The 21,051-nt window shown below is 59.8% G+C and carries 17 protein-coding genes and 1 pseudogene; 14 read left to right on the forward strand and 4 right to left on the reverse strand.

The window, feature by feature from the left end:
• Positions 1-165 precede the first annotated feature (165 nt).
• Positions 166-1,113 carry a GlxA family transcriptional regulator gene (locus PQQ86_RS20715; RefSeq protein WP_408270934.1) on the reverse strand — a complete coding sequence of 316 codons (948 nt, stop codon included), beginning with the start codon at positions 1,111-1,113 and terminating at the stop codon, positions 166-168.
• A 226-nt stretch (positions 1,114-1,339) separates the two neighbouring features.
• On the opposite strand from PQQ86_RS20715, the gene PQQ86_RS20720 reads away from it, so the two are divergent.
• From PQQ86_RS20720 to PQQ86_RS20765, 10 genes are all read left to right on the forward strand, one after another.
• Positions 1,340-2,434 (forward strand): alpha/beta fold hydrolase, encoded by a 1,095-nt coding sequence (locus tag PQQ86_RS20720; protein ID WP_408270936.1) that lies wholly within the window; start codon positions 1,340-1,342, stop codon positions 2,432-2,434.
• Positions 2,435-2,599: 165 nt separating this feature from the next.
• Positions 2,600-3,457, forward strand: coding sequence for an aldo/keto reductase (locus tag PQQ86_RS20725; RefSeq protein WP_408270939.1), 858 nt, complete (start codon positions 2,600-2,602; stop codon positions 3,455-3,457).
• Positions 3,458-3,470: 13 nt separating this feature from the next.
• Complete coding sequence (locus tag PQQ86_RS20730) at positions 3,471-4,619, forward strand: alpha/beta fold hydrolase (RefSeq protein WP_408270942.1); 1,149 nt, start codon at positions 3,471-3,473, stop codon at positions 4,617-4,619.
• Between the two features lie 148 nt (positions 4,620-4,767).
• Entirely contained in the window at positions 4,768-5,652 is an 885-nt protein-coding gene (locus PQQ86_RS20735; RefSeq protein WP_408270946.1) for an NmrA family NAD(P)-binding protein, read from the forward strand.
• Positions 5,653-6,629: 977 nt separating this feature from the next.
• Entirely contained in the window at positions 6,630-7,097 is a 468-nt protein-coding gene (locus PQQ86_RS20740) for a hypothetical protein (protein WP_408270951.1), read from the forward strand.
• Between the two features lie 363 nt (positions 7,098-7,460).
• Positions 7,461-7,886, forward strand: coding sequence for an organic hydroperoxide resistance protein (locus PQQ86_RS20745; RefSeq protein ID WP_408270954.1), 426 nt, complete (start codon positions 7,461-7,463; stop codon positions 7,884-7,886).
• Positions 7,887-7,970: 84 nt separating this feature from the next.
• On the forward strand, positions 7,971-8,360 hold the full coding sequence (locus tag PQQ86_RS20750) for an ion channel (protein ID WP_408270956.1): 390 nt from the start codon (positions 7,971-7,973) through the stop codon (positions 8,358-8,360).
• 154 nt (positions 8,361-8,514) lie between these two features.
• Complete coding sequence (locus PQQ86_RS20755) at positions 8,515-10,989, forward strand: glucose/quinate/shikimate family membrane-bound PQQ-dependent dehydrogenase (RefSeq protein WP_408270959.1); 2,475 nt, start codon at positions 8,515-8,517, stop codon at positions 10,987-10,989.
• A 75-nt stretch (positions 10,990-11,064) separates the two neighbouring features.
• The gene (locus PQQ86_RS20760) at positions 11,065-12,099 is read left to right on the forward strand and encodes a porin (RefSeq protein WP_408270962.1); all 1,035 of its coding nucleotides are present in this window, start codon (positions 11,065-11,067) and stop codon (positions 12,097-12,099) included.
• A gap of 237 nt (positions 12,100-12,336) precedes the next feature.
• The gene (locus PQQ86_RS20765; protein ID WP_408270965.1) at positions 12,337-15,093 is read left to right on the forward strand and encodes a UPF0182 family membrane protein; all 2,757 of its coding nucleotides are present in this window, start codon (positions 12,337-12,339) and stop codon (positions 15,091-15,093) included.
• Position 15,094: 1 nt separating this feature from the next.
• Here the strand turns inward: PQQ86_RS20765 and PQQ86_RS20770 are convergent, their stop codons facing one another.
• A complete protein-coding gene (locus PQQ86_RS20770; protein ID WP_408270968.1) occupies positions 15,095-15,415 on the reverse strand; it encodes a helix-turn-helix domain-containing protein in 321 nt (106 codons plus the stop codon).
• 109 nt (positions 15,416-15,524) lie between these two features.
• Complete coding sequence (locus tag PQQ86_RS20775; RefSeq protein ID WP_408270971.1) at positions 15,525-16,196, reverse strand: SDR family oxidoreductase; 672 nt, start codon at positions 16,194-16,196, stop codon at positions 15,525-15,527.
• A 266-nt stretch (positions 16,197-16,462) separates the two neighbouring features.
• Here PQQ86_RS20775 and PQQ86_RS20780 point away from each other — a divergent pair, with 266 nt between their 5' ends.
• From PQQ86_RS20780 to PQQ86_RS20795, 4 genes are all read left to right on the forward strand, one after another.
• The gene (locus tag PQQ86_RS20780) at positions 16,463-17,404 is read left to right on the forward strand and encodes an AraC family transcriptional regulator (RefSeq protein WP_408270974.1); all 942 of its coding nucleotides are present in this window, start codon (positions 16,463-16,465) and stop codon (positions 17,402-17,404) included.
• A gap of 242 nt (positions 17,405-17,646) precedes the next feature.
• Entirely contained in the window at positions 17,647-18,426 is a 780-nt protein-coding gene (locus PQQ86_RS20785) for an acetoacetate decarboxylase (protein WP_054033950.1), read from the forward strand.
• A 32-nt stretch (positions 18,427-18,458) separates the two neighbouring features.
• Positions 18,459-19,241 carry a 3-hydroxybutyrate dehydrogenase gene (locus PQQ86_RS20790; RefSeq protein ID WP_408270978.1) on the forward strand — a complete coding sequence of 261 codons (783 nt, stop codon included), beginning with the start codon at positions 18,459-18,461 and terminating at the stop codon, positions 19,239-19,241.
• 10 nt (positions 19,242-19,251) lie between these two features.
• Positions 19,252-20,505 carry a DUF3734 domain-containing protein gene (locus PQQ86_RS20795; protein ID WP_408270980.1) on the forward strand — a complete coding sequence of 418 codons (1,254 nt, stop codon included), beginning with the start codon at positions 19,252-19,254 and terminating at the stop codon, positions 20,503-20,505.
• A gap of 23 nt (positions 20,506-20,528) precedes the next feature.
• Here PQQ86_RS20795 and PQQ86_RS20800 read toward each other — a convergent pair.
• Positions 20,529-21,044 (reverse strand): annotated as a pseudogene (locus tag PQQ86_RS20800) (transcriptional regulator); the annotation flags it as partial.
• Positions 21,045-21,051: the final 7 nt, after the last annotated feature.

The raw sequence follows: 21,051 nt of genomic DNA on the forward strand, positions 1-21,051 counted from the left end.
GAGCATACGCGCTGCATGGCTGTTGCTCAACACGACGGACTCAACGCGGCCACCAAGAGCCAGTCGCGAATGCGCGAGCGACGACCGCAGCGTCGACGTTATCGGTCATTCGATTGATGCGAAATTCTGGACCGTGCGCCGTGCTCATGACAGGTAGTTGATACCTCAATTGTCGGCGTGCTCACGCGCGTTGCGGCGAATAGCCTGAGGTGGTTCACCGAAAGCTCGCAGAAACGCGCGGCGCATTCTGTCTGGATCAGCAAAACCCGTTTCTCGCGCAACGACGTCAATCGGCAGCCTGCCCTGCTCGACCATGAGACGCGCTGCTTCCAACCGCAAGTTCTCGACAGCTTTCGCAGGTGATTGGCCGGTCTCCTCACGGAACGCCCGGCTGAATTGCCGCACACTCAGATTGGCGGCTTCAGCGAGTCTGTCGACCGTCAGTGGGGTGTGCAAATTGCTTTTCGCGTAGACCAGCGCGGTTTGTATCCGGTCAGTTTTTGCATCGAGGTCCAGCAGTGTGGAGTGCTGTAACTGTCCGCCGGCACGTCGATGGAACATGACCATTCGCTTGGCGACAATTCGCGCTACCTTTGGACCAAGATCTCTTTCGACCATCGAAACCGCAAGATCGGTCCCCGCAGTCATGCCCGCGGATGTCCATACCGGACCGTCCACGATAAATATCCGATCTTCTTCGACTTTGACTTTCGGATACGTCGTTTGCAATTCGCGCGCGTGTGCCCAGTGGGTCGTGGCACGCCGATCGTCCAGAACGCCGGCCTGAGCCAAAAAGAATGCGCCCGTGCACATTGAGGCAACGCGCCGGGTGTTTTTCACCGCGCCTCTCAAATATTCGATCAGTGCGGCGCTCGCCAAGTGTGCGCCAGTGATGACGCCGCCGATGATCACCGTATCGAACCCCCCTTCAGCGAAACTATCCGTCATGACGGAGTATCCGAGAGAACTTTGAACCGGCCCACCGCTTTCAGATATCAGACGTATCTCGTAGTACGGCTCCTTGGTCAGTCGGTTTACGAGTTCAAACACGGTTAGTCCGCCGAAAACCATGACCTGGAAGCCTGGAACGACGATGTAGCCAATGCGCAGCATGATAGGTCCCGGAAAATAGCAGAACATAACGTTACGTCCTGCACGCTGGCGCCCGGCGCGAGCCGTCGCCTGCTGAGCTTTGATTCTAACCAGCGATCCTGATGCCGATAAGAGTGGCCGCGCCAGCATGGCCAGAATTGTCGGAAATACGTCCCTCCCGCCTCGTTGAGGGCTTCTACCATTAGCGGATTCCCGAGTCTCACATCGGACCAATCGAGAAACCCCTATGGAAAGCAACCTCTCTGGAACAGTGTCTATTCCTGCACCCTCTATCTCGCGCCGCGCGTTCCTCGCGAGCGGGACGGCCTTTGGTGCAAGCCTGCTGCTGGATCGCGGGGCGCAGGCGCAAAGCCCTGGAACCGGCGGCGTACCCGGTATCAAGGAGTACGACGTCAATACCAATGGCATCATCCTGCACGTAACCGAACAGGGAGAAGGGCCAGCCGTACTCTTCTGCCACGGGTTTCCGGACACTTCCTACACGTGGCGCGGGCAGATGAAAGCCGTGGCGTCTGCCGGATATCGGGCAATTGCTCCTGATATGCGCGGCTACGGACGCAGTTCGGCGCCGACAGACCCAACCTTATACACGCCACTGCAAACAGTCGGTGACCTGGTGGGCCTGCTCGATGCGTTGAAGATTCAGGGCGCTGTCCTCGTGGGTCACGACTGGGGTGCAACGCACGTGTGGCAAGCGGCGCTGATGCGTCCCGACCGATTCAAGGCCGTGTTCTGTCTGAGCGTGCCGTTCGTTCCTCGTGGGGATGTCAGCGTCTTCGAGAAGATGCGCAAGTCCGGCCACCAGGATGACTTCTACATGTTCGAACAGAGCCGGCCGGACGCCGATCAGATCTGGGCCGACGCCACGGTGACAATTCCGGGAATCCTGTACTGGGCTTCGGGCTCCGCTCCCGCAGACAAGCGGTGGAGTCCGATGGATCCGGCACGAAGTCTTCACCGTGCGGCTCCCGGACCGTTACCGTCATGGGTGGAGCCGGATTACGTTGCTCATAACGTAGCGGAATTTCAGCGCACCGGCTTTCACGGTGCCCTGAACTACTATCGGGCCGCTGAACCGTACTTCTACCTGTCCGCTCCGTGGAAAGGCGCCAGGATTACGCAGCCTTCGTTTTTCATCGGGGGGAAGGCGGATGGCTTGAAAGAGCTCTATCCGCTGACCGTGGACCAGATGCGCTCGGGCGTTCCCAGTCTCATTGGCGGTCTCGAACTCGACAATGTGGGCCACTGGGTACAACACGAAGCCCCTGATGTGGTCAATGAGCAACTCGTGAAGTTCCTGCAAACCGTAACGCCCACCTGACTCGCTATGGGATTGATACGCGGAAAGGGCACCTATCCGCCGTCACCGCCCCCACGCCCACGCACCCTGCAGCAGCCGCGCCGGCAAGAGACATCCAACTGAGAAACGGATTTAACGATGGTGACAGGCAAAAGCCCCGCGTACAGGTTGAACAATGGAATTCAGATGCCCGCATTCGGACTTGGGGTGTTTCGCAGCGAGCCTGAGAAAACCGTAGCTGCGGTCAGATCGGCAGTCGCAAATGGATACCGGCTGATCGACACCGCTGCGGCCTATATGAACGAGCAGCAGGTTGGGGAAGGTATCCGCTCGTCTGGCGTCCCTCGGGAGGACGTCTTCGTGACGACCAAGGTGTGGATCACCGACTATGGCTACGACCAGACCCTTCGTGCTTTCGACCGAAGTCTTCTGAAGCTGGGATTCGATGTCCTGGACCTGTATCTGATTCATTGGCCGGTCCCTTCGGCCTTTGAGGCAACTATCGATGCCTACAAAGCCGCGCTGAAGCTCCTTGAGGAAGGGCGCGTTCGAGCGATTGGCGTGTGCAACTTCAGCTCCAACCATCTCCACAGTCTGATCGAGAAAACGGGTCATATTCCCGCTGTGAATCAGGTAGAACTGCATCCCTTCTTCGTTCAGCGTGAACTTCGCGAAGCTGATGAGAAGCACGGAATCATCACCCAGGCGTGGTCCCCGATTGGCGGCATCAAACGCGACGGAGAAAAGGCGAAGACCTCGCAGGAGATGCATGATCCTCTCTCCCACCCGACAGTGGTGCTGCTCGCCAGGAAATACGGAAAGACCCCGGCGCAGATTATCCTGCGCTGGCAGATCCAGTTGGGCACGTCTCCCATTCCGAAGTCCGTGCGCCCGGAACGGATTGCCGAGAACATCGATATCTTCGGCTTCGCACTTGCGTCGGAGGAAGTTCGGGCAATCAGCGCGCTCGACACCGGCGAACGTGGCGGACCGGACCCGGAGCAGGTGAGTCCGCAAACGTTTCCTATAATCAATCGTGACTAAACCAGACCTCTTTATGTCAGCCATGTCGCGCCGCACTCTGCTCGCCAATGGAACCGCCTTTGGTACAAGCCTGTTGATGAGTAAGGCAGTTTTTGGGGCTGGGTCTGGCGCTGCCGGCGGCACGGTAGTCGTCGGTGCCAGTTCAGATAACGTCCCTAACCTGACCGTGCATACCTTCAGCTCGCCGCGCCACACAACGCGCTACCTGGAGGCTGGCCCGGCCGATGGGCCGTTGATGATCTTCCTCCATGGCTGGCCCGAGATCGGCCTGATGTGGCGCGCGCAGATCGAGGCGTTCGCATCCGAAGGCTGGCGCTGCGTTGCACCGGATATGCGTGGCTATGGCGGCTCATCGGCGCCGGCCGCTTCCGCAGCCTATGCCTTGAACGAGATCGTCCACGACATGGTCGAACTGCACGACCATTTGGGGGCGCGCCCGGCAATCTGGGTTGGCCACGACTGGGGAAGCCCCGTGGCCGGAGCGCTCGCTGCGCACCACGGGGCGCGCAGTCGCGGCGTGGTGCTGATCTCAGTCCCTTACTTTCCGGAGGGCTTCGCGCTGCCCAATCTCGTGCCGCTGATCGACCGTCAGTTGTACCCTGCGGATCAATATCCGGATGGGCAGTGGGATTACTTCCGCTTTTACCTGACGCACTTCAGCCAGACGGTTAGCGATTTCGAGGCGGACACCCCGGCAACGCTCGCGTCGCTCTATCGGCGCGGCAATCCTGCGTCTGTCGGCCAGGTCTCTCCGTCCGCCTTGATCACAAAAAACGGTGGGCGTTATGGTTCGGCGCATCACGCCCCGGCGACGCCGCCTGATCCAGCGCTCTGGACGCCCACCGACTTTAACGCGCTAGTCGATGCGTTCGATGTCAGTGGTTTCCGTTCGGTCAATGCCTGGTACCTGAACGACACCGCCAACATTGCCTACGCGCGCACAGCGCCGGAAGGCGGCCAGCTGCGCCAGCCCGTTTTGTTCGTCAATGGTGATTGGGACGCAATCTGCGACATCAACCGCAGTCGCCTCGGAGAACCCATGCGCAGCGCCTGCGCCGACCTTTCCGTAACGAACCTGCCCGCTGGCCACTGGCTTCCGCTTGAGCGCAAGGCTGAGCTTGTCCAAACGATTCGTTCGTGGCTTAAGACGAGCGGGTTGTAGCGGGTGGACCGGCCGGGTGAACGTTTCCCGGTCGAAGTGAACCGGTTCGTCGATTGGCTGAGGCAAAGCTACCTCGCATGAGGTTAATCAAGCACCCCGACATGCCACAGATCCAATAACCCTTTCCCTACAGCGTGGAGTGTTCGAAATGTCTGATCAGAAAATTTTTGTTGCCGGCGCGACAGGCGATACCGGTGGAGCAGCTACCGAAGCACTTCTAGCGGCTGGTGAAAAGGTACGCACACTGGTGCGGAAGGAGGACCAACGTTCGGAACGACTGAAGTCGCGTGGAGTCGAGGTTTTGGTCGGTAACCTTTCCAGTCTGGACGACGTGGCACGAGCTCTCGAGGGCATTTTTTCGGCGTACTTTGTCTATCCAATCGAAGCAGGGGGAATACAGGCGAGCGTCTATTTTGCTCAGGCGGCCCGGGAGGCTGGAATCAGCGGGATCGTGAACATGTCGCAAATTTCCGCTCGCAGGAACGCAACGAGTCACGCCGCACGTGACCACTGGATCTCGGAGAGGGTATTTGACTGGTCGGGAATCCCGGTCACCCACATTCGCCCGACGTTCTTCGCACAATGGTTAACTTATCCCGGCCAGGTTGCAAACGTCAAAAAGGACGGAACGTTGAGGCTGCCCTTTGGTAACGGGCGTCATGCACCGATTGCAGCAGAAGACCAGGGGCGCGTCATCGCTGCGATTCTTCGTGATCCAGCTCCGCACGCTGGCAAGGTCTACCCGCTATACGGCCCCATCGAGATGGACCACCATCAGATTGCTGATGAAATGAGCAAGGTTCTGGGCCGGGAAGTGAAGTACCAGCCGATTGACCTCGATATGTTCGAAAAGCGTTTGAATACCGATTCGAAATTTAGCGATGCATTTTCACAGCATCTCCTGTCTGTCGCTGTCGACTATCAAAATGGCGTTTTCGCCGGTACCAATACGCTGGTCGAGGAACTAACGGGCACCCCGCCCATGACCGTCGAGGCGTTCATCCGGAAGCACGTGGCGGTCTTCGCAGACTGACGGTCTAGTCCTGCCCTCGACAGAAGCTGCTCGCGATTGTCTGGACTTGCGTAGGACGCTTCGTGAGCAGGTATCCCGATCACCAGAGAACGCATGAAGTAGTTGGCACTGACCGCAAAGTGCGAACCCTTCCGGCTCCAAGACCCGCGATATATGACGTAGTTGATTCTGAATCGGATTCGAAACTTTGACCCGAGAGAGCGGGTTGTGCATACGGCCGCTACCGAATGCAAAGGAGTCGTTCCTGTGGCGGCGCCGACTGGCCGTAACGGGGTCGACTTTAGTCCTCCGCGTTTTCTAAGAGCAGTCATTCGACGCCTGCTCTCAGATGAAAGACCAACGATTGCAAAGGCCGATGACTTGCTGCTGGGAATTCCACGCCGTATCGGCTATGGCCTACGGTAATGGCATCCTTTCGACCCGAGCCAAATTTCCACGGTGTGGTGTTTGCCGGTTGGTGTGGATCAAGCGATCGATCCACCGCGCGAGGCGCTCCAACGACAGCGCGTATGCCTGAGCTTTAGCGCCGGTGGCCGGTCGGCTTTGCTCGCGACGCAACGTAGTCGAGTGCTGCGATTCGAGCGTAGCTGAGCTTCGGTCAGTCACCGCTGATGGGCGAATGACGGCCTCAACGGAAGATCGTCCACCCTCGTCCTATCTCCCCTTATCCATTCGGCCAAATCAAACATTTAGCCTACAAGATTGAAGTCAACCCAAGCTGCCTCCCTTATAATTACCAAGTCGTCGGGAAACACCCAGCGACCAGGTTTAGCAGCCTGACGTTCCAACCGCACACCCGCTCAGGCGGGAGTGCGTCTACCTCTGCACGTCTATATTTCTATGGGCGGGCCTTGGTAGGGGAGCCGCAAGGCTCGCCGGTTCGTTGGAACGCCGGTCTGCTAACCCTACTTCGTGCCCGCTCACCCACGTTTCCAGCGAGTGTCGGGCGATCCAAGAAGTAACAGGGAGATCGCACCATGAGCAAGTCCACTAAAACTCAACCCGCTTCACGTCCGCCGGTCGACGCACTCCAGTACGAAAAGCTTGCCCTCTCAGCATTCGATTTATGCGACCGGCACCTGGCTCAACTGGATACCTTGATCACACTTGCGTCCTCGATATGTAGGAATCCTTCTGTCACGCTTGAGGAAAGACGACGTCGTCAGACACTCCTCGAATTGCTGGTGGACACGGCTGAGCAATATCAGCAGGAACTCGAATGCGACCGCGAGTTGTACAAGGTGATTGCGCTCGATGCGAAGGGCGTTCCGCAAAGCCGCATCACGGCGCGCCACGCGGCGAACCTGCTTGCAGAAGAGGTGGCTCAACGAGCAGGAGAACCGACAGCCACCGCAAACGCGCCACAACGCCAAAACCCGGCAGAGAAAAGTGCCGCAACGTTAAGAACCGACGCTGCGCAGCAACCGGTGGTCGCGCAACACTAGGCGATTAAGAAGGGCCATTGGGTGGCAATGCCGTACAACCCAAGAATCGTTCGGAAACCGCCCGCACTGAGACGGCTGTCGCCCGTCTCAGTGCGGTCATATAACCCTGACCATCGGTAACCCGCGTCACACGGCACAACCTCACCCGCATACCATCGCGCCTACCTGGAATATGTCATATCAATCTGCCAATAGAGCGCTTAAAGTAGGAGAAAGCACCTCCGTCCCGGTTGCCGGTCCGAGTTGACCCGACTACTATGCGTGTTAGCTTTGGCATCAACGTTTCGGGACCTCATGTCGCATAACGTGAACAGAAAGGGCGGCGTAAGGCGTCGATCATCCTGGCACACAAAGGAGTCTTGAATGTCGATTGAAAAAGTCTTATATCGTGCTCATGCACACGTCACCGGCGGTCGCGATGGACGCGCGACGATTCCCGAAAGCAACCTCGATCTCAAGCTGACCACGCCGAGGGAGCTCGGCGGCGGAGGCGGCGACGGAACGAACCCCGAGCAACTCTTCGCGGCGGGATATAGCGCATGCTTCATCGGGGCGTTGAGGGCCGTTAGCGCGCGCGAAAAGATCACCTTGCCAAAGGACGTCGCCATCGATGGCAGCGTCGGCATCGGACAGATCCCCAATGGCTTCGGTATCGAAGTCGAACTGAAAATCTCGCTGCCGGGCATGGATCGCGCAGAGGCGGAAGCGCTGATCGCCAAGGCGCACGTCGTCTGTCCTTATTCGAACGCCACACGCAACAACATCGACGTCAAGTTGACGCTGGTCTAAGCCGCGCGTCGTCACGCGCTATTTCGAGTGCAAGCAGCGGATGCCGTGTCGCGCAAAGCGGCGCGCATCTCTGAGGTTCATGACATGGACAATGCCGCCGGAGACGCTGCTCGCACCCGAATCCAGCCGCAACGGGCAATTGCCGAGTTTGCCAGGGTTCTCTGGCATCTGCGCGCCATTCTGGTGATGCTGCTGATACTTTTCCTCGTCTTGTCGGTCTCCATGTATTACTTTGGCGGGGCCGTCGATGTAGCCACACGCACGCACTCATCGCTAGGCCACACTTTCTATTTTTGCGCGGTCACGGCGCTAACTATCGGCTACGGCGACGTGGTACCGACCACCACACCGGGTCTCATCCTCGCGGTTTTGCTTGGACTGCTCGGCGTGTTGATAACGGGTGTGGTAACGGGTTCTGCTGTTTATGCCATCCAGCTGGCGGCGCATCTGATCGGGCGGCGCGAAGCGCAGTAGCCGGCTCTACAACGAATATGTCATTCCAGATGGCCGCTACGTCTCCTAGTATGTGTAGTTAGCGTTCTGATATGCTTTTCACCGTGCGCCGGCATGCGAATTCAATGTCGGTACCACTGGCAGGCGGTATCCACTCAAGAGGGTAGATCTCATCATGACCAGTCAATCGAATTCGCGGGGCGTGATCGGCGTCATCACCTTGCTCTTTACGGTGCTGACCGCGCTCTATCTGTTGATCGGTGGCGTATGGCTGCTGGCGGTCGGCGGCTCGGCGTACTACGTCGTCACAGGCATCGTGCTGTTGGGCGTGGCCTGGCTGCTTTGGCGACGCAGTCCAGCCGCGCTCCTGCTTTATGCACTCGTGCTTATCGGCACGGCGATCTGGGCGCTCTTCGAGTCGGGTCCCGACTTCTGGGCACTCGCGCCGCGCTCCGGTGTACTCGTTATCTTCGGTGTATGGTTGCTGCTGCTCGTGAGCTGGCGGCTGGAGGGCGAGCGCAAGCTGGGTGTCGCATCGCTCGTCGTCGCGCTCGTGGCATGGGCGGGCATACTCGTGTACGCCAACTTCAACGATCCGCAACAGGTCAACGGCACACTGAACGCTTCCGCGCCCGCGAGCGTCGCCAGCACCGGGATCGACCCCTCCGACTGGCCCGCCTATGGGCGCACCCAGGAAGGCACGCGCTACTCGCCATTGCAGCAGATCACGCCTGACAATGTGAAGAATCTCCAGGTGGCCTGGACCTTCCGCACCGGTGACATGAAGGGGCCCAACGATCCTGTCGAGATTACCAACGAAGTCACGCCGATCAAGATCGGCGACCTGCTTTACCTATGCTCGCCGCATCAGATCCTGTTCGCGCTCGACGCGAAGACGGGCACGCTCAAATGGAAGTTCGATCCGCGACTGAAGAACGATCCGTCGTTCCAGCACGTGACGTGCCGCGGCGTCTCGTATGTCGATCTGTCGGCCAGTGCCACGGCGGCCGCACCCGCTGCGGCGCCGGCGAGCGATGCCGCCGCACCCGCGGACGCCTCGGGCGCTGCTGCCACCGCCGCTGCCTCGGGCGTCGCAGTCGCAGACGCCTCAGGCCCGGCTACGGCCGCCTGTACGCGTCGCATCTACCTGCCGGTCAACGACGGCCACCTCTACGCCCTCGACGCGCTGACGGGCCAACGTTGCGCGGGCTTCGGCAACAACGGCGACCTCGACCTTCAACATGCCCAACCGGTCACAACGCCGGGCATGTACGAGCCCACCTCGCCGTCGATCATCACCAGCAAGGTGATCGTCGTGGCGGGCGCGGTGGAGGACAACTTCTCGAACCGCGAGCCGTCGGGCGTCATCCGCGGCTTTGACGTGCGCACGGGCGAATTGCTCTGGGCGTTCGATCCGGGCGCGAAGGACCCGAATCACATTCCGGGCCCGGGCGAACACTACACGTGGAATTCACCCAACTCCTGGGCACCCGCCGCTTACGACGCGAAGCTCGACATTGTCTATCTGCCGATGGGTGTGAGGACGCCGGACATCTGGGGCGGCGACCGCACGCCGGAGCAGGAGAAATACGCCACCGGGCTGCTCGCACTCAACGCCTCGACCGGCAAGCTCGCCTGGTTCTACCAGAGCGTGCACCACGATCTGTGGGACATGGACCAGCCGTCGCAGCCCACGGTCGCCGACATCACCGACAAGGATGGTAAGACCGTGCCGGTCGTGTACGCGCCTGCCAAGACCGGCAACCTGTTCGTGCTCGACCGCCGCACCGGCGTGCCGGTCGTGCCGGCGCCCGAAACGCCCGTGCCGCAGGGCGCGGCGCCCGGCGACCACGTTGCGCCGACACAACCGTTCTCACAGCTCACGTATCGTCCGTCGAAGAACCTCACCGACGCCGACATGTGGGGCGCAACGATGTTCGACCAGCTTATATGCCGTGTGATGTTCCACCAGCTGCGGTACGAGGGCACCTTCACGCCGCCGTCGCTACAGGGCACGCTCGTGTTCCCGGGCAACCTGGGCGTGTTTGAGTGGGGTGGTCTTGCCCTCGACACGGATCGCCAGATTGCCGTCTCGAACCCGATCGGCTTGCCGTTCGTCTCGCGTCTGATTCCGCGCGGGCCGGGCAACCCGCTGGAACCGGTGGAGGGCGCCAAGGGCAGCGGCACGGAATCAGGCGTCCAGCCGCAGTACGGCGTACCGTACGGCGTGACGATCAATCCGTTCCTCTCGCCGCTGGGCCTGCCGTGCAAGCAGCCGGCATGGGGCTACATCTCTGCGATCGATCTCAAGACCAATGAGATTGTGTGGAAGAAGCGCATCGGCACTGTGCGCGACAGTTCGCCGATTCCTCTGCCGTTCAAGATGGGCATGCCGATGCTGGGCGGTCCGATTGTCACTGCGGGCGGCGTCGCGTTTATTGGCGCGACGGCGGACAACTACATCCGCGCGTTCAACGTGAACAACGGCGATCAGGTCTGGGAGGCCCGCCTGCCCGCAGGCGGTCAGGCCACGCCGATGAGCTATTCGATCAACGGCCGTCAGTACGTCGTGATCGCGGCGGGCGGGCATGGCTCGTTCGGCACAAAGCTCGGCGACTATGTGATTGCCTACGCATTGCCGCCGCAGTAAGCGGCACGCGCCGCGCATGCGGTTTTTCTTGTCCCTTATGCGGCGCATTGAATGCGCCGCTTTCTATATTGTCGAATGAACCATTCACGCTTTGCGCCGCGAGCCTGCGTCGTGCTGGCCTCGATTGCTGTGCACGCCACGCTTGCGCATGCGCAAAGTTCCGTCACGCTCTACGGCGCACTCGACACGAGCATTGAAATCACCAATCCGGGGGCGGGCTACGTTGCTCGCCTGGATTCAGGCGCTTATCGTGGCTCGCGCGTCGGCCTGCGCGGCGTCGAGGACATCGGCAATGGCGTCAAGATTCTGTTCACTCTGGAGAACGGCTTCGGTTCCACCGACGGCACCTTCGCCGTTGCGAATACGATCTTCAACCGGCAGGCCTGGATCGGATTGGATACGGTTTACGGCACCGTGCGCGTCGGCCGCCAGTACTCGCCGATCTATATCCCGTTCAAGGGCGGGCTCGATGCGTTCGACGCAGGCACGATCGCTTCCGGTCTCGACAACCTCTCCAAGATCACGCCCTACGAGAGCAATGCGATCACCTATCTCTCGCCGGAATTCCACGGCTTCTCCACGACCATCATGGCAGCGCTGCGCGACGGCGACGCCAGCAATGATGGCAACGGGCTCGCCGGTCACATCGAAACGTTCGCATGGCGCGAGGGACCGTTCCGCATCTCGTACGCGCATCAACAGACGCACGGCGACGGCGCGTTGCGCGCTAACCTGGGCGGCGTCTCGTATGGTTTTGGTCCGGTCACGGGTTTTCTATCGTTCTTCAACGGCGATGGCGGTACGCCGCGATATCACAACGACGGTGTCTCCGTCTCCGCGCGCTATGCCGTGAGTGCGCGCTTTCGTGCGTCACTTGGCTATACCTATCTGCGTGATCGCTCGGGCGGAGACAACAATGCCGATCAGTTCAGCGCGGCATGCGAGTACGACCTCTCTAAGCGCGCTCTGCTTTATGCGAGCGCTGGGTGGCTGCGCAATCGTGGGCAGGGTGAGTTCACGTTGCGCGGGGTTAATGTGACGGGCCTCACGCCGTCGTGGCCAGGGGCCTCTGTGCGGGGCGTACAGTTCGGCATGATCGAGCGCTTCTAGCGTTGCGCTGTAGGAGTTTATTCGTTCATCCCTGCGCGGACCGGGTGAGCGTACGCGCTCCGCTTCACCGGACTACAATCAGTTACGTGACCCTAATCATTCATTGGCTGCGCGTCGGCTTCGACGGGCGCAAACGGGCGCATTGACGAACCGGTCAACCAGGTTCGCAGCAGAGTAGCGGTTTAAGCAGACCTGATCGCAGTTAGCCGCAAGTGGCGTCCTGGCAAAGGAGGGGCGATGCATTGGCAACCAAGCTCCGGCATGAACGTCAGACGCATCGCAATGATGGTTGCGGTCGTGGTGGGTGCCCTGATCGTCGCCGGGCGCCTCACTGGCGTCGTGGTCGACTGGCTGTGGTTTGCTTCAATCGGTTACGCCGACGTTTTCTGGACAACTCTCTCCGCCAAGGCGCTCCTCTTTGCCACCGTGTTCGCCGTGTCGGCGAGCGTAATAGCTGCATCGGGGTTTCTTGCGCATCGCTACGCGCGGCGTCCCGGTAGCTGGCAAGTCGAAACGGCCCGTCTGTCAGGTACGCCAGAGTTCATCAGCGAACTCGCGGACCAGCTCGCACCGCGGATCCCCTGGCGCGCCAGCATTGTCGGCAGCGCTCTTGTCCTGGCGCTGTTCATCGCTGGCGGCGAAATCTCCAACTGGGATCTGGTGCTGCGCTTCCTGCATCAGGTGCCCTTTGGCGAGCGCGATCCTGTTTTCGGGCAGGACATCAGCTTCTATCTGTTCTCGCTGCCCGCCTATCTTGCGTTCAAGAACTGGCTGCTGCAGCTGATCTTCTGCAGCGCGCTCGTTGCCGTCGCGGTGTATGGGGTTCGCGGCGACATCACGTTCGAGCGGGCGCCGCGCGTACTCTCTGTCGCTGCCACCGCTCATGGTTCAGCGCTGCTTGGTGCGTTCTTTCTCCTGAAAGCCTGGTCTTACACACTCGACCGTTTTCTGCTGCTCTACGGCGATAACGGCGTCGTGGTCGGCGCCGGCTATACCGACATCCATGTCGAGCTCCCGGTCTTGTGGGTGCTTGTCGGCCTTGCTGCTGTTGCAGCTGTCGCGTGCTGGGTCAATATGCGCCGGCAGGACTATCGAATTCCTGTCGCTTCAGTGTTGCTGGTGTTCGGCACCTCGTTCGTGTTCGGCTTGATCTATCCGGCGTTGTTCCAGCGCCTCTATGTCAAGCCGAGCGAACTGCAACTGGAGATGCCCTATATCAAACACAATATCGCGCTGACGCGAATGGCCTACGGCCTCAACCAGATCGCCGTAAAGCCGTTTCCGGCAGAGCAGGAATTGAATCTCGCCTCGCTCGAGGCTAATCGCGCGACCATCGACAACATCCGCCTATGGGATGTGCAGCCGCTGATGGATACCTACGCGCAGTTGCAGGAGATCAGGACGTACTACAAATTTTTCTCCGTCGATATCGATCGCTACCGACTCGACGCCGGTTATCGGCAGGTGATGCTGTCTGCCCGCGAACTGGAGCCTTCGATGCTCCCCGCCAACGCCCAGACCTGGGTGAACCTGCACCTCCTGTTCACACATGGCAACGGCGTCGTGATGTCGCCCGTCACCGAAAAATCGACGGAAGGTTTGCCGTCCTTCTATCTGCAGGATATTCCACCTGTTGCGCACGGCGGGCCTGCCATCCGCGAACCACGTTTGTATTTCGGGGAAGGGGGTGAAGGCTACGTCATCGTAAAAGGCAGCGTTCCCGAGTTCGACTACCCCAAGGGCAAGGACAACGTTTACACCACTTACAGTGGGAGCGATGGTATTGGCCTCGGCAGTAGCGCGCGGCGCAGCCTCTTCGCCTGGCAGTTCAACGATCCGAACATTCTACTAACCGATTACATCACGAACGGTAGTCGCATTCTGCTGCACCGTAACATTCAGGATCGGGTGCGCACGATCGCCCCATTCCTTAGGCTCGATCACGATCCCTACCTCGTCACAAGCAACGGGCGCCTTTTCTGGATGCAGGACGCGTATACGACTAGCAACTGGTTCCCCTACGCACAGTCGGGCTTCGACGATGGCGGCAACTACATCCGCAACGCAGTCAAGGTTGTGGTCGACGCATATAACGGTACGGTCGATTTCTATGTCAGCGATCCTGGCGATCCGATCATGCGGACTTATCAGCGCATTTTCCCGGGTCTGTTCAAGCCGCTCGCGACGATGCCGCAAGATTTGCAGCAACATATCCGCTACCCGGAAGAGCTATTCCAGATTCAGGCACAACTTTATCGTGCCTATCACATGGATGCGCCGGAGGTTTTCTACAATCGCGAGGATCTTTGGCAGTTCCCACGGGAATTGATCGGCATTGATGGTGGGAATAGTCCCGGCACGCCGATGACGCCCTACTACATGATCATGCGGCTGCCCGAGGAGCCGCGCGAAGAGTTCGTCCTGATGCTGCCGATGGTGCCCAGTCAGCGCGACAATATGATCGCGTGGCTCGCCGCGCGCTGCGATCCGCCGAACTACGGCAAGCTTGTCGTCTACTCGTTCCCGAAAGATAAGCTCGTCTATGGGCCGTTCCAGATCGAGGCGCGCATCCAGCAGAGTACCGAGATTTCGCAGCAGATTTCGCTGTGGAACCAGATGGGTTCGCGTGTCATTCGCGGCCATCTTCTTGTTGTACCGATTGAGAACTCGATCCTCTACATCTCGCCGCTCTACTTGCGTGCGGAGTCGGGTCAGTTACCTGAGTTGAAACGGGTGATCGCTGCGTATGGGGATCGAGTGGTGATGAAGGAAACCTTGGGCGAAGCGTTGGCGGCGCTTTTCAAGGAAAGTGCGCCGCTCGCATCGCAGCCTCAGGGCACGGCGGACGCGCGTGCTCGTGAGGCGCTTGCACATTATGACCGTGCGATCGAGCGATTGAAGGCGGGGGACTGGAGTGGGTTCGGTGTGGAACTGGATGCGCTGCGGCCGCTGCTTGAGGCGCTGGGTGGAGGACGGTCGGAGGGGAAGAAGTGATTCAACCGAAAATATCAAGACCGTTCTTCTGTACGAGCTGGAGCATACGAGCGGCGATCCCGCTGGGCTTCTTGTCGCCCTGCTCCCATTGACGAATGGTTGACGCAGTTGTGTTGAGGTACAAGGCAAACACGCCTTGACTGACGTTCACGCCTTTCCGGATGCGGGCGATCTCTTTCGCATTGAACTCCGGGGCCTTTTCGATGCACAGATTGTCATACTCACGCATCGTCTTTTTGTCGATGACCTTTGCGCGATGCAGACCGGAAGCTGCGCTATGAATTGCTTCCGACGCATCGCTTCTGAAGTGTGCCTTAGGCATTGCAAATCCCCACTAGATTCTTCGACTCCAACATTCGATCACATTTCCTCGAACATTGGAATTCTCCCGCAAGGCAGCGCCCATCCCTGGACGCTGCCCGGCCTTGATGTTAGGCGATCGAGCGCGCAATGGCATCCGATGTCAGCGCAACACGGCGGAAGTCACGCATCGCTGCACGCGCGGTGTCGTCCGAGATCGAATCGGCCAACTCCGACTCCACGACGCCCGGGCAGATCACGGTCACGCGAATCTTGTCGGTTTCCTGACGCAGGCCGTCCGAGATGGCGCGCGCGGCGAACTTGGTGGCGCAGTACACGGCGGCCGTCGGTGAGACAGAGAGGCCGCCGATCGAGGAGATACTGATGACCTGGCCAAACCCCTGGCGCTCCATGGTCGGCAGGACCGCAGCGATGCCGTGCAGCACGCCGCGGATATTCACGTCGATCATGCGATTCCATTCGCCCACCTTTGTCGCGCTCAAGGGCGACAAAGGCATCACGCCGGCGTTGTTGACGATCACGTCGATACGACCGAAGGCGTCCAGTGCGGATTGAGCGAAAGCGTTGACGTCGTCGGCGGACGTGACGTCGAGTGCCTTGTAACGAACCAAGCCGCCGCTTGCCTGGATTTCGTCGGCCAGCGCCGCGAGTCGTTCTGTGCGTCGCGCGCCGATCACGAGCTGGTGACCTTGGGCGGCGAGCAGCCGAACTGTTGCTTCGCCGATACCGCTGCTTGCCCCTGTGATGAGGATGACTTTGGGTTGATTGGTTTGCGTTGTCATGTTGCGTTCTCCGTGCCGATAATCTGTGCAGGTTTGTCTGAGGGAGAGGCTACGAAGTCTGCGCACGAGGCGGCAAGGCAATCGCGGCGCGGTCTCCCGGGCGCTTCGGCTGCACCGTGCAACCGATGACCCATCTTATGAGTCGAGCATCTGCACGCGAATACACGTGACAATCGCGGTATTGCCTATTCCTATTGATGTGGATGCGGGCCGCCGAGTGTATCCGGTAGAATTTATTCATCCGATCTGGAGAAAGAGGAGTCTTCGTGACAGTTGCCGACAATCCAGTTTCCGCGAGGATGGTGAGCCTGCTTGAGCGTCTGGCGCCGAATGAGGGGTACACCCAGTCCGCGCTGGAGGGCGTGCGGTTCATGCGCTCGAACCGGCCGCTGGGGCGCACGCCAGTGCTGTACGAGCCCAGCATCGTGATCGTGTGTCAGGGGCGCAAGCTGGGTTTTCTGGGCGAAGAGGTGTATGTCTACGACGCGCAGCACTATCTGATCCTGTCCGTGCCGCTGCCGTTCTCCACTGAAACCGAAGCGAGCGAGTCCGAGCCGATGCTGGCTGTGACGTTGCGCCTTGATCTGATCGAGTTGACTGATCTGATACTGGCGATCGACCGCAGCGGAAGCCACCAGGAAGGCACGCCGCTGGGGATCGTATCGACGCCGCTCGAAGGAGACCTCGCCGAAGCGGCCTTGCGCCTGCTGCAAGCCCTGACGTCACCTCTTGACGCCGAGGTACTGGGGCCCGCAATCATGCGGGAAATTTGCTACCGGGTATTGATCGGGGAGCGAGGCGCAGCGATGAGGGCTGCGCTCGCGCATCAGGGGCGCTTCGGCAGGGTAGCGAAAGCGTTACGGCGAATTCACATCGACTATGCGCAGCCGTTGGATGTCAGTCGTCTCGCGGAAGAGGCGGGGATGAGCGTTCCCGCGTTTCATGTCAACTTCAGAACCGTCACGCTGACCTCGCCGATTCAATACATCAAGTCGACGCGTTTGCATCAGGCGCGCCTGCTGATGATTCGCGACGGTTTGACGGCGGCTTCTGCGTCGGCGCGCGTCGGTTACGAAAGTCCCTCGCAATTCAGTCGCGAGTTCAAGCGTTTCTTCGGACGCTCGCCGGTCGATGAGGCTCGAGATATGCGGGCATCGTTCGCACTATCTCCGGCTGCGACGATCGCTGAATTCTCTGCTTCTCACTGACGTCAAAATGAGGTGGGGGCTTGTTGCGACGGATCGCGCTCGCGCGATCTTTTTTGGAGGCCCGTGTATTTCGCTCCCTTCTGGCGTAATTGAACACGCACTGAGTTGCACGACGCGGCCAAAGTTCCAGCGGCAGTGTTGCAGTGTGGTTAACGGTCTATTGACGAAAGGTGGCTCTTATCGCGTGAGGTTTGCCTCTACCATTGCACCGGTGCTGCATGCGCCAGTCATAAAGGAGTCTCATGAACCTCGCTTCGATCCGCAAAGACGCCTTTGCGATGCCCGTTCACAATCCAGCCTACCCCCGGCCGCCATACCGCTTCATCAATCGGGAATACTTCATCATTTCGTATGAGACCGATTTCGATGCGTTGCGCGCCATCGTGCCGGAGCCGTTGCATCCGGAAAACGACCTCGTGCATTACGAATTCATTCGCATGCCTGATTCGTCGGGCTTCGGTGACTACACCGAAAGCGGTCAGGTCATCTCGGTGCGAGACCAGCAAGGTCGCCTCGGCAACTACACGCATTCGATGTACCTCGACGACGAAGGCCCGATCGCCGGCGGCCGCGAGATCTGGGGCTTTCCGAAGAAGCTGGCTAAGCCGACCTTGAGTGTCGACGGCAACGACACGCTGCTCGGCACACTCGACTACGGCACACAACGTATCGCAACCGGCACGATGGGCTTCAAGCATGTGCCGCTCGACATCGAGGTTGAACGCAAGAAGCTTGCGGACACACCGAATTACCTGCTGAAAGTGATCCCGCACGTTGACGGTTCGGCGCGCGTGTGCGAGCTCGTGCGTTTCTATCTGCGCGACGTGAGCGTGCTGGGCGCGTGGTCGGGTCCCGCTGCGCTCGAACTGCATCCGCATGCATTGGCGCCCGTCGCCGATCTGCCGGTGAAGCGGGTGGTCGGCGCGCGGCATGTGATTGCCAATCTCACACTGGATATCGGCGAGGTTGCGCTCGATTATCTCGCCACAACCGAGAGCGTGAAGCTCGCAGTCAATCAATAACGGTCTGTGAACCGACAAGGAAGGAAAGCAACATGTCGTTGAACAATAAAGTCGCGCTCGTGACGGGCGCAGCAAGCGGTATTGGCGAGCAGTGCGCACGCAAACTCGCTAGCCTCGGTGCCGCAGTAGTGATTGCCGACCTGAATCTCGAGAACGCACAGAAAGTGGCTAGCAGCATCGTCGCCGCGGGCGGTAAGGCGCTGGCGGTTGCAATGGATGTGACGAATGAAGAAGCGGTTAATGCCGGCATCGAACGCGCGGTGCGGGAGCTCGGCAGCATCGATGTGCTCGTGTCGAACGCGGGGATCCAGATCGTCGCTCCAATCGAGGAGTATGCGTTTTCTGACTGGAAGAAAATGCTGGCGATCCATCTGGACGGCGCCTTCCTCACCACCAAGGCGGCAATCAAGCACATGTACGCGGGCGGCAAGGGCGGCTCGATCGTCTACATGGGTTCAGTGCATTCGCACGAAGCGTCGAAGCTGAAGTCCGCCTATGTGACCGCCAAGCATGGCTTGCTGGGACTGGCCCGGGTGGTTGCGAAGGAAGGTGGGCCGCGCGGCGTGCGGGCGAATGTCGTGTGTCCGGGCTTTGTGCGCACGCCGCTCGTCGACAAGCAGATTCCCGAGCAGGCCAAGGCGCTCGGTATCTCCGAAGCCGAAGTGGTGAAGAACGTGATGCTCAAGGAAACTGTCGACGGTGAATTCACCACGGTCGAGGACGTCGCCAATACGGTTGCGTTCCTTGTAGGCTTCGAATCGTCTGCGCTCACCGGGCAGTCGGTGATCGTTAGCCACGGCTGGTCAATGCAATAAGGGGTCGCGTATGCGCAGCAGCACAAAAAAAATCAACGGGCAGCCGGATGTGTTTGCGCTGCCGCGCTACGACGAGATCGCTCTGGTGCTTCAAGGCGGCGGCGCGCTCGGGTCATACCAGGCCGGCGTCTACGAAGGCCTGGCCGAGGCCGGTGTGCAACCGAACTGGATCGCCGGTGTCTCGATCGGCGCGCTTAACACTGCAGTCATTGCCGGTAATGCGCCGGAAAACCGCGTGGAAGCGTTACGAGGTTTCTGGGATTCGATCTGCCATCCGCTCGACTGGGTTGGTGGTCTGGGTGCATGGATGCTGCCTGGGTTTGGGGTGCAAGACCTGTCGCGCAAGTGGGCAAGTTTGTGGGCAGCCGGGCGGGCGTTGACGGAGGGACAGCCCGGGTTTTTCTCGCCGCGCAGCCCGTTGCCAATGGCGGGTTTCGGCAAGCAAAGCCCCAACGTGGTCAGCTACTACGACACGGCCGCTCTGAGAGAGACGCTGTTGAAGTTCGCCGATTTCGATCGTATCAATGATGGCGACATCCGCGTTTCGGTGGGTGCGGTGAACGTGCGGACCGGCAACCTGGTGTACTTCGACAACACGAAAATGCGTCTGGAGCCGGAGCATTTCATGGCGTCGGGGGCGTTGCCGCCAGGTTTTCCTGCGGTCGAGATCGACGGCGAGTACTACTGGGATGGCGGCCTGGTTTCCAACACACCGCTGACCGAGGTGCTTCGCGATGCGGACCACAAAGATACGCTGGTTTTTCAGGTCGATCTGTGGAGCGCGAGAGGTAATGCGCCCGGAGATTTTCTTGACGTGTCCGAGCGCGCCAAAGACATCCAGTACTCCAGCCGTACGCGGGCGATAACCAGCATGCTGGCGGATCGCCAGAAGCATGCGCGGTTCGTCAAGGAGCTGCTCGCGCATGTTCCACCCGATCTGCGCAAGACCGATCCACTATTCCGTCTCGCTGAAGAAGCGGCCGATGGCAGCGCGATCAATGTGGTGCATCTGATCTACAAGAACAAGCCATATGAAGGGCATTACAAGGACTACGAGTTCAGCGTCGACACGATGCGTGAGCATTGGGAAAGCGGTCTCGAAGACATTCGCGATTCGTTTGCGCATCGGGAGTGGTTCGATGTGCCGAGCCGCGAACAGGGTTTCGTGACGCATGACGTGCATCGCCGGCCTGGCTCCGTGCCGCAGTCCGATCGTGACATGCCCGAACTGACTCTCGGAGCGGAACGAAAAGTCGCTGCATGAATCGGCGCTGGGTCCCGTTGATCCTAGGCCGCCGGCGGTCGCCGGAACTGCTGAAACACGGTTGGCTCCCATTCCTGACTCGCCAATAACAAACCGGTTCCGCGTCTTTGGTTCAAAGGAGCGGCCGCGGATTCCTTATGCAAGGCGGCGAACCTGCTACGCAGCCGCCTTAGCTCAAGCTGGAGTTGCGAGAACGCAGCTTCTGTCAGCATGCCGTGAGTGAACTCCAGCGTTTCATTCGGTTGGTCGAAGCGCCCGGCCAAAAAATCGCTTAGACCTTCTCGCCGGAAGAGTTGGCGAATCGGCCCGTTTGGCAACCAGTCAAAATCTCGCGCGATACGGAGTCGAATCCGGTCCCCTGGGAGCAGCGCGATTACGCCCATACGATCGAGTACCAACAACCGCTTCAAGCATTCCGCCTTGCTTATCTGGTAGGTCGCGACGATGTCTGTGACTGACCAATGGTTAAACGCGCAGACAGCCACAAGCAATAACTTGCTGTTCGATACGAGTTGTGTCTCCTGATGCTCCGTCAGCGTGGATACC

Origin of the sequence: Paraburkholderia sediminicola, assembly GCF_046026675.1 — a bacterium.
GTDB lineage: Bacteria > Pseudomonadota > Gammaproteobacteria > Burkholderiales > Burkholderiaceae > Paraburkholderia > Paraburkholderia sediminicola_F.